At 73.0% G+C, this 9,699-nt stretch carries 8 protein-coding genes and 1 pseudogene; all 9 read right to left on the minus strand.

Annotation, left to right across the window (positions count from 1 at the left end):
- Positions 1 to 20 precede the first annotated feature (20 nt).
- Positions 21 to 1,112 carry an aldo/keto reductase gene (locus C438_RS18560; protein ID WP_004971269.1) on the minus strand — a complete coding sequence of 364 codons (1,092 nt, stop codon included), beginning with the start codon at positions 1,110 to 1,112 and terminating at the stop codon, positions 21 to 23.
- Positions 1,113 to 1,182: 70 nt separating this feature from the next.
- Positions 1,183 to 2,367, minus strand: a complete 1,185-nt coding sequence (locus tag C438_RS18565; protein WP_049918240.1) for a DHH family phosphoesterase — start codon at positions 2,365 to 2,367, stop codon at positions 1,183 to 1,185.
- A gap of 101 nt (positions 2,368 to 2,468) precedes the next feature.
- The gene (locus C438_RS18570; RefSeq protein WP_004971271.1) at positions 2,469 to 3,365 is read right to left on the minus strand and encodes an SDR family oxidoreductase; all 897 of its coding nucleotides are present in this window, start codon (positions 3,363 to 3,365) and stop codon (positions 2,469 to 2,471) included.
- Positions 3,362 to 3,781, minus strand: a complete 420-nt coding sequence (locus tag C438_RS18575; RefSeq protein ID WP_004971272.1) for a DUF5791 family protein — start codon at positions 3,779 to 3,781, stop codon at positions 3,362 to 3,364. Before C438_RS18575 ends, C438_RS18570 begins: the two co-directional genes overlap by 4 nt.
- A gap of 58 nt (positions 3,782 to 3,839) precedes the next feature.
- A complete protein-coding gene (locus C438_RS18580; protein WP_049918241.1) occupies positions 3,840 to 6,905 on the minus strand; it encodes a DUF7286 family protein in 3,066 nt (1,021 codons plus the stop codon).
- Entirely contained in the window at positions 6,893 to 7,777 is an 885-nt protein-coding gene (locus C438_RS18585; protein WP_049918242.1) for a DUF7284 family protein, read from the minus strand. The genes C438_RS18580 and C438_RS18585 overlap by 13 nt, the downstream gene beginning before the upstream one ends.
- The gene (locus tag C438_RS18590; RefSeq protein WP_049918243.1) at positions 7,774 to 8,166 is read right to left on the minus strand and encodes a DUF7285 family protein; all 393 of its coding nucleotides are present in this window, start codon (positions 8,164 to 8,166) and stop codon (positions 7,774 to 7,776) included. Before C438_RS18590 ends, C438_RS18585 begins: the two co-directional genes overlap by 4 nt.
- A complete protein-coding gene (locus C438_RS18595; protein ID WP_004971277.1) occupies positions 8,144 to 8,614 on the minus strand; it encodes a DUF7283 family protein in 471 nt (156 codons plus the stop codon). Before C438_RS18595 ends, C438_RS18590 begins: the two co-directional genes overlap by 23 nt.
- 90 nt (positions 8,615 to 8,704) lie before the next feature.
- Positions 8,705 to 9,699: pseudogene (locus tag C438_RS18600) on the minus strand (pilus assembly protein); the annotation flags it as partial.

Consider the following 9,699-nt stretch of genomic DNA (forward strand, 5'->3'; position numbering starts at 1 on the left):
CCGCTGGAGCCGGCGACCGCTCACTCGAAGACCGAATCGAACGCCCGCGCCCCGAGGGGGTCGAACGTGCCGGCCGCGACGTTCTCCGCGACGTGTTCTACCGACGACGCGCCGACGAGCGCCGCGGTCACGCCGGGCGCGCTCCGCGAGAAGTTGAGCGCCCGCTGGGCCGCCGTGTCTCCCGCGAGCACCGAGTTCACCGACGCCGGAATCTCGGCGGCGAGGTCGCCCTGCGCGAGGCTGGCGCTCGTGAAGGCGTGCAGGCCGTGTTCGTGGGCGTACCAGAGGGCGCTCATCGCCTCGCCCGCGTCGGTGTCGTGGGCCTCGACGGTGAACGCGTCGGCCATCACGACGTTGAACGGGAACTGAATCGCTTCGAGCGAGTGGCCGTCGTTGCCGACGGTCTCGGCCGCGCGCTCGGCCCGACGGACGAGTTCGGGGAGCGACAGGTAGGCGTCGTGGTCCGGCGCGACCCGGAGGGCCTCCCACGTTGCGACGCCGTACCGGCCGATATCGTCGGCCGCGACGCGGCGTTCGAGCACCTCGAAGGCGGCCTCGACGCGGTCGTACACCGTCTCGCGGTCGGCGACGGCCAACTGCGTCTCGGGGTTGTGGAGGTAGTAGCAGTCGATGTGGTCAAGTCCCGTCAGGTCGAGCGACCGGTCGAGCATCTCGTCGACGAAGGCGGGCGCGATGGTGTGACTGCCGTGTGCGAGTTCGTCGGAGTCGGCGAGGCCCGCGTCGAGGACCGTCTCGCGGACGTACGCGCCGGGGTCGTCGGGGCGCTCGCGGTCGAAGGGGACGAAGCCGGCCTTCGAGGCGACGACGACGGCGTCGCGGTCGACGTCGGCCCCGCGGACCGCGTCGCCGACGACCCGCTCGGAGCGCCCGTGGCGGTAGTTCGACGCCGTGTCGACGAGGTTGACGCCGTGTTCGAGCGCGGAGCCGAGCGACTCGCGGTAGCGCTCGTCGACCGCGTCGGTCGGCTCGCCGAGGTAGGTTCCGATGCCGATGCTGGAGACGACGCCGGGACCGAACCGGCGGTAGAAGGTGCGGCCGAAGCTGTCGCCGAACCGGTCGCGGTAGGCCCACGTCGCCCGTCCTGTAGCCATGGGCGGGCCTACGGCGGCCGGCTGTTAAGGGCCACCGGTCCGCGTCCGGCGACGGCGGTCCGGTCCGAAGTCAGATATCGCCCGACAGCGCCTCGAAGATGTGTTCGACGAGTTCGTCGCGGGGGACGGACTCGCCGTCGCCGCCGTCGGTGACGGCGTCGGGGCGGATTATCTGCCCGCCGCCCATCCGGGCGTGGCCGCCGGCGCTCGCCCCGCGGTAGTGGTCGAGCGCGGACTCCAGCGTCCGACCCATGTGGACCCGGTCGTCGCGGGAGCGTCCCGAGAGGTAGACGTTGCTCTCGCGTTCGCCGCAGACGACCGCCGCGGTGACGCCCTCGAGTTGGATGAGTTCGTCGGCCGCCTGCGGGATGGCGTCGACGTTCGAGATGGTGCCGATGTCGGCGACGGCGAAGGGGCCGCGCACGTCGCGGCCGGCGATGGCGCGGGCTTTCGCCTCCAGTACCTCGCGGGAGACCTCGGGGTTGGCGATGCGGTCGAGGTGGTCCTCGTTGACGCCGGGAAAGAGGAAGCCCGCGGCGTCGAAATCCGCGGCCGAACAGCCCGCAGTGAGGTGTTTGGTGTCCGTGAGAATCCCGTAGACGAGTCCCGTGGCGACCTGCGAGGGGACGGTGTAGGAGGCGTTCACCTCGCTCGCGTGCATGTCCGGCGGGACGGGTTTCGCGCCCACGTCGCGGAAGTACTCGGCGACGATGCTCGAACACGCGCCGTAGTCGGTCCGCACGTCGGTGAAGGCCTCGCCGGTGCCGTCGCCGGGGTGGTGGTCGACGACGGCGTAGGGGAGGACGCCCTCCGCGCCAGCGAAGCCGCGGGGTTCGTTGTGGTCGACGAGGACGACCGCCTCGGCGGCGAGGTCGCTCACGTGGTCGATTGGGTCTAAGTCGAGGTCGAGAACGGTTCGGAACGCGCGATTTTCTTGGTGTCGAATCTGGCCGGCGAACTGGATGGTCGGTGTGGTGCCGACCTGTTCTGCGAGACAGGCCACGCCGATTGCCGCGGCCATGGCGTCGGGGTCCGGGTTCGGATGCATGAGGACGGCGATTTCGTCGACGCCCTCCAGCGCCTCGGCGAAGCGCGTGCCCATCGGCCGCTTGAACCGAATCGCGGCGTAGACGACGAGCGCGAGGGCACCGAGCGCGACGACGAGCGCCGCCGCGACCTCGGGGTGAGTGCGCACGAACGAGTCGAGAGACTCGAAGATAGCACCCGTGTCGAACTGCCCCACCGGACCCAACATACACAACACGACCGGGGCCTACCGTATGAATATTCCCCCTAATCGAGTTATCCTGAGTGACAGAATTTCGGCGGTTCGAACCTGTCGAGCCGTGAATACGGTCAGTCGCCGTCCGCTCGGTAGGCGTCGATTGCCGCCCGGTAACCCTCCCGATACGTCGGATACGCGAACGAATAGCCGAGTTCGCGGAGGCGGTCGTTCGAACAGCGCTTGCTCGTCAGGACGCGGCGACGGGCGGCCGCCGAGAGGTCGCCCGCGTCGAGGCGTTCTTCCTTCGTGCGCTTTTCGGGTCGCGGAACGCCGCACTCGTCGGCCAGCCAGTCGGCGAACTCGTGTTTCGAGACGGGTTCGTCGTCGACGACGAGGACGGTGTCGTCGCGGGCGCGGTCGGTTTCGAGGAGGTACGCGACGACGCCCGCGGCGTCGTCCCGGTGGACCATGTTGAGGTAGCCCGCCGTGACCGGGCCGGTCAGGTAGCGGTCGAGCCGGTAGCGGTCGGGACCGTAGAGTCCGGCGAACCGGGTGACAGTTCCCTCGATTCCCCGCTCGGTGGCGTGCTCGCGGGCGATGCGCTCGGCCTCCGCGAGGACGCGCGTCTTGTCCGTCGTCGGGTCGAGCGGCGTCGATTCGTCGACGAAGTCGCCGCCGTGGTCGCCGTAGACGCCCGTGCTCGACGTGTAGACGAGGCGCTCGGGCGGCGAGTCGCGGGCGGCGAACTGGTCGATTGCCGTTCGGAGTCCGTCGACGAAGACGGTGCGGGCGGCGTCGGCCCCGCGGCCGCCGGAACTCGCGGCGAAGACGACGTGGTCTACGTCGGGGACCGCACCGAGGGAGTCGGCGTCGGTCACGTCGGCGCGGACCGCTTCCGCGCCGGTCGCTTCGACGGCGGCGAGGCCGTCGTCTGAGCGGCGGACGCCCCACACGTCGTGGCCGTCGGCGACGAGCGTGCGGGCGAGTTCGAGGCCGACGTAGCCACAGCCGAGGACGGCGACTCTCATCGCTCGTTTCGGACGGCGATGGCGTGGTGGATGGCGGCCAGTTCGTTCAGCGTGGCGGCGGTGCGGCCCTCGATGGCCTGCTGAATCTCCTGTCCGGAGAGGTCGAGGTCGACCTCGGACGCGAGCGTGTCAACGTCGAGGATGCCGCTCGTCATGCCCATGAGGAGGTGGTCGCGGAACTCCCAGACGATGGCGTCGGCGTCGGGGTTGTCGTCGGTGAGTTCGAGGACCGCGGCGGCCTGTTCGAGCGTGAGGTCCAACACGCCGTTCGAGAGCGCGGCTTCCGAGACACCGGCGGCCTCGGCGGCCGTCTCCGGCCCTGCGGCGTCGACTGCGCGGCGAATCTCGTCCTCGTAGGCGGCCCGCAACTCGTCGGCCGAGAGGGTTCCCGGCTCCGCGGCGGCGTCGTGCAACATACACCGCGGGTTCGGCGTTCCGGCGGCAAAACGGTTGCCACTCGGGTCGTATTGGCGGCTACTCGTCGGGCGGGCAGTCGGCCGCGACGGTACAGCCCGGTCCTCCCTGCCACCCCTCGGAGCGCTCGTCCGCGTCGCCGTCGATGTCGCCGACGCCGACGCCCGACGGCGGGACTGCGACGACGATTGTCGTATCCACGTCGAACGAGACGCGGTCGCCGCGGCCGACCGTCTCGGCGACGCCGTCGTCGTCCCAGTCGAGGGCGACCGTCGAGCCGTCGCGGGCGTACGTCAGCGACTCCGTGTCGCCGCGGGCGTGGACGCGGAACTGCGCGAACTCGCCGGCGACCGCCACGTCCCAGACGTTGACCGTCGCGTACCAGGAGCCGGGGACGGGCGCGACCGGCATCCCGGCGGGGACGCGCTTGAACGACTTCCCGAACCGCGAGTCGAGCGTGTCGTTCAGGCGGTCGGCGACCGCGTCCTCGGTGGCGTTCATCGCCGCGTCGGTCGCCACGTCGGCGACGGCCTGCTGACGGGCGGTTCGCGTCGTCTCGACCGTCCGGTTCGTGAGCCGCTGTGGGACCGTCGTCGAGCGGTCTCGGCGGACGGTTCTGAACGCCACGTCGAGGCGGCGTTCGAGGAGGTCGGCCTCGACGGTTCCCGGGGCGGCCGCCTCGACGGCGATTGCGCGCGCCGCGGAGCCGTTCGTAATCGCCAGCGCCCGGTGAGCGGGGTCGTCCCACGCGCCGAGCGAGCGCTCCAGAATCCGTTGGCGCTCCGTCACGGAGTGATTGGTGTGGTCGCGAAGCGTGTGGCGGGCGGCCGTCTCCGCGGGAACGACCGACCGGTCGACCGCGGTTTCGAGCCGGTCGCGTCTGTCGGCGAGCGTCTCGTTCGTCCCGTTCGTGTTCGCGAGGACCGAGTCGGCCGCGAGGAGCGCGCGGGCCGCGACGCGAAGCGGGACGCGGCGGTTCGAGCCGAACACCGGTTCGAGAACGGTGTCGGCGGCGTCACCGTAGGGGAGCGTAAACAGGTTGGTGTTGCGGGCGGCGAGCGGGTGATAGGTGCCGCCGCGGGCGACCGTCGGGACCGAAGCGCCGTCGAGGCCGCCGAGCGAGAGGTACATCGGGTCCGCGTCGGGGACGAAGCGGACACCGCTTTCGTTGCCAGTTCCGCTCGCGCCGTCGGCTCGCGAGTCGCCGAGCGCCGCGCGGGCGACCTCCTCGGCGCGGACCGCATCCGAGAGCGACCCGAGGTCCGCGTCCCGGCTCGCGTTGTCGGCCGCGTCGCTCGCCGCCGCGGTCTGGTTCGCCCGGCGGTCGAGCGTCGCCAGCACGCGGTCGAGGTAGGTCGCGCGAACCGCGACGCGCGTCCGGTCCGCGACACCGTCGTAGGCGGTCGGTGCGCCCACGAGGTCGCGGCGGTCGGCGCGGAGGTCGGCCGCGAGTTCCGCGGCGAGGTTCGCCTCGCCCGCGGCGACTCGCCGTGCGGACGCCGTCACGCGTCGGTCTCTGACGCGGTCGGCGAGGTCGACGAGGTCCGCGCGGACCCAGCGGTCGAGGCCGTCCGCCGACGGCGCGGTCGCCTGCCGCGGCTCGGGCGGGTCGCCGGTCGCAACGTCGCAGGCGATGTCGTCGAAGCCGCCGCGCGTCACGACCATGTCGGCGGCCGCGTCGGCGGCCCCGGCGAAGTTCTCGCCGTCGAGCGCGCCGCCGGGGGTACTCGCGGGGTCGATGGGGCGCACGGGGGCGGAGACGGCGGCCGGGTCGACGACGGCCGCGAGGTCGACGCGCGTCCGCGTCTCCGTCCGCGCTTCGGTCTGGAGCGTCTCGTTGCCCCGGCGGAACGTCCGAGTGGTCGTCTCGACCGTCGTCACGATGCGGGAGCCGGCGTCGACGACGACGGTGTCGGCTTCGACCGCCGGGACTCGCGTCGGCACCGTCTCGGCCGACGACGACGTGTCGGTCGAGATGCTGACGAGCGTCCACCCGCGTCCGGAGTGCTCCGGCGGGTCTTCGGTCCGGGAGAGAACGTCCGTCTCGGCGTCGATTTCGACCGCGGCGCGGTGGGCCTCTGCGACCACGTCGTCGTAGGCCGGCGCGTCGCCGCGACCGTCGAGGAGGCCAACCAGCGCGTGGTCGGCGGCGGAGCCGACGGAGGCGTTAATCGTCCGGTTCGTCGGTATCTCGCGCGGGGCCGACTCCGCGGCCGGGTTCGGTGCGGGAAGCGCGTTCGCCAGTTCGGGCGCGGCCGGAACGCCGGTCTGCGAAAGCAGGCTCTGGGCACCGACTTGGACGGCGGCGCGGCCGGTCGCACCGCGGCCGTCGGCGTCCGTCGCCCCGAACGCCTGCTGTTCGGCGAGGAGGACGCCGGCGTTCGTCGCCAGCGCGGCGTGGTCGTTCGAGACGACGTTGTCCACGGGCGCGCCGGCGTACTGGCTCCAGCCGCGGGTCCACGCCGAGGCCCACAGACCGGTCGTCACCGTCGCGTCGAGCGTCCCGCCGTCCAGCGCGTTCGCGTCGAGGCGGCGCTCGAAGGCTTCGGTCCGGTCGTGGAGCGCGAGGACGGGCGTCCGGACGCCGACGGTCACGGTCGCGTCCTCGGCGGCGACGGTTCGACCCTCGCGGGCGACTTCGACCGAGACGTTCTCGACGGTCGCGACGAGGACGGTCCCGTTCTCGCGGCTCGAAATAGAGACGCGGTCCATCGCGGCTCGCAGGCTCGACTCGTTCGTCGGTCGCGGCAGGGTCGCAGTCGCGTTCACGTCGCCGCGGGCGACCGAGACGGCGCGGAGCCGCTCTGTCGCGGCCAGCGCGATGCGGAGCCGGAGATAATCGCGGAAGGGTCGCTCGTCGGAGAGTAGTCGTCCGACGGTCGTGTTCGCGGGCGAGGTGACGGGATTCGCCGCGGCCTCGCGCGCCGCGTCGCCGACGGCCGCGCGGACGGCGGCGTCGGCCTGTGCGCTCGCGCGGTCCATCGCGTCGTCGACGCGGCGGTCGGCCACGGGGTCGTGGCCGGCGAGCGCGCCGGAGAACGTCGCGCTCCCGACGAGCAGTAACACGCCGAGCAGGGCGAAGGGAACCCGGCCGCGGTCGTCGTCGGCGAGTCTCACAGTGACCACGTCCTGACGACGATGGTGACGCGCCCCACGGAGACCGCCTCGGCGGCGGCGCGCGGCGTGTCGTATCGGGCGCGCATCGTCTTGGCGAACCGCGGGTTCAGCGCCGCCGCGAGGTCGGCGTTTGCGGCGCGGGTCTCCTCGCGGGCGACCTCGGGCGCGACGGAGGCCCCCGCCAGCGCGCCGGCCCGCTCGTACCGGTGGGCCATCAGCGTCGAGACCGGCTCGTCGCCGCGGAGCGCGAGCCGGGCGAGCGCCGGCGGGAACAGCCCGGCGACGGTCCGGTCTGCGACGAGTCGAGCGACGGCGTCGAAGCCGTCGTCGCTGGCGGCGACCGCGTCCTCGCGCGCCGCGGGGAACCCGCTCGGCACGTCGAGCGTCGCGGAGTGAACCGTCGCCGAGGACGGCGGCTCGGGACCGAGCGCGTCGCTCGCACGAACGGACGAGCCGGGGAACGGCGTCCACGAGACGGCGACGGAGACGCCACGCGTCGGGAGTTCGGAGGCGACGCGGGCGGCGGCCCGCTTGCGGAAGTCGTCGCGGGCGCGAGTCACGCGAGCGCCGTCGACGGTGACCGCGCCGAGCGTCGCCCGAGCGAGAAGCCCGGCGAGACTGCCGTGGGCGGTCCGTTCGAGTTCGCGTGGGTCGACGCCGTCGGCATCGAGCAACGACGGGTCGGCCGCGTCGACGCCGGGGGCGAGCGAGTAGTTGACCGTCGCGGTGCTCGTCGCCAGCGACGAGGCGACCCCGTCGGCGTCGACCGCGGCATCGCCGTTGAGACCGGTGTCCGCGCCGGCGTCCGCGGTGACGACGAGGCCGATACTCGCGCTCACGAGAAGCAGACACACCGTCACGTCGAAGACGAGGTCGGTCATCGCCACACCTCGACGCGGAGCGTGCCGAAGCCGACGCGTCCGGGTTCGACGCGGGCGGTAATCCGAGTCGAGTCGGCGTCGGCGTCGGCCGGAGCGTCGGGACCGACGGCGCGGCGGTCGTCGTCGATTGCGACGACGACGCGACAGGAAAATCCGTCAGGACAGGCGTCACGGGCGTCCGAGAGCCGCGAGAGGACGACGACGCCCGAGTCGTCCGCGAGGGCGGACTCGACGTTCGACAGCGTCGCGGGCGCGAGGTCGCGGTCGGCGGTCGGCAACGAGTCGTCGAGCACCGTTGCGTAGCACGAAATCGCCGCGCAGACGACGACCAGAGCGGTGAGTGCGGCGACGGGCGAGGTCTGTGCTCTACGCCGAGACGACGGTGACATCCGTTCCCTCCCAGTTGACGTGGCGGACGACGAGCAGTTCGCTGGCGGGCCGCCACGAGGCGTCCCGGTCGCGTGCGGTCTCGGCCGCGGCGGCGAACGCGGCGGGCGAGTCGAAGACGGCGCTCGGCGGTGTGCCGGCGGCGACCGAGCCGAGTCGGGAGTCGGGCGTCGCCGGCGTGACCGGCCCGAACCCGAACGTGGCGTGCGCCGCGCCGCCGTCGTTTCGGAGCCCGATTCGGTGCGAGCCGAGGCGGACGGCGTCGGCGTCGAGGTCGTGTTCGGCTGTCGCGTCGTACTCGGCGACGGCCACGGTGTCGACGGCGTCGGCGACTCCCGAGGCGTCGGGCGCGGGCGTGGTCGGAAGCCCGGCGACTGTCCCGACGAGGACGGTCGCGGCCACCGAGAGCGCGGCCCACGTGTAGAGCGTATCGAGCGGTGCGTCGAGCATAGACCGGGGTGGTCCCGTCCGAGTATATAAACCTCAGCACGGAACGGCGACGGGAGCGGAGCCGGCGACGAGCGTCGCGAGAGCCGCGACTTAGACGAGCGCCCCCGCGGCGGCGAACGCGACGGCGAACGTCGTCGTCGCCGACACGAGCGCGCGGCCGACGCGGGAGGCCACGAGGTGGCGGTCGAGACCGTGTTCGACGCCGACCGAGAGCGTCGTCAGGATGACCGCCGAGAGGAGGACGTACGCGCCGACGGCCAGCCCGAGGTCGCCGGTCGAAAGCGGCGCGGCGACGGCCGTCTGGTCGAGCGTCTTCGCGGGGGCCATCCCGTCGGCCAGCGCGACGGTCGCGCCGGCGACGAGCGGCCCGAAGACGGCGGCCGTGTTCGACAGCGTCTCCGTGACCGAGGCGAGTTCGCGGCGGGCCTCGGCGTCGAGCCGGGACAGCGCCGAGAGCTGGTCGGCCATCGAGACGATGGCGCGGCCGGCGGGTCGGCCCTCGCTGGCGGCGAGGCCGAGGAGCGTCGCCACGCCCGCGACGCGGGGGCTCGGGGTCGATTCGAGGACGCCGTACTCGCCGCGGAACGACTCGGCGACGCCCACGCGGAGGCGACGCTGGACGCCGACGGCCTCGTCCAGCAGGTCGCCGGTCGCACCGGGGACCGAGGTCGCCGCGCGGGCGAGCGCGGATTCGACGGCCTCGCCTTCGCCGACGGCGCGGCCGACGAGATACAGCGCGTCGGGGAGGCCGTCTTCGACCGCGCGGACGCGCGCTCTGAGCGCCACGACCGGACGGGCCGCGACGAACAGCGCGGTCCCGATACCGAGGCCGACGGCGGCGAGCGGTGCGAGCCACGGCGCGACGAGCGCGTCGGCGGCGACGAAGCCGACGACGCCGACGACCGCGCCGCCGGCGAGGCCGGGGAGACGGTGGTCGTCGACGGCGGGGTGGGAGGCGGCGACCGAGAGCGGCGCGAACGCGACCGGCCGGCGGACGAGCACCCATCCGACGGCGGCGAGGAGGCACGCGGGAAGCGCCGCGTCGTAGACGAAGGCGACGTGCGCGGCGGTGATGCCGACGCCGG

The organism is Haloferax denitrificans ATCC 35960, from assembly GCF_000337795.1.
GTDB lineage: Archaea > Halobacteriota > Halobacteria > Halobacteriales > Haloferacaceae > Haloferax > Haloferax denitrificans.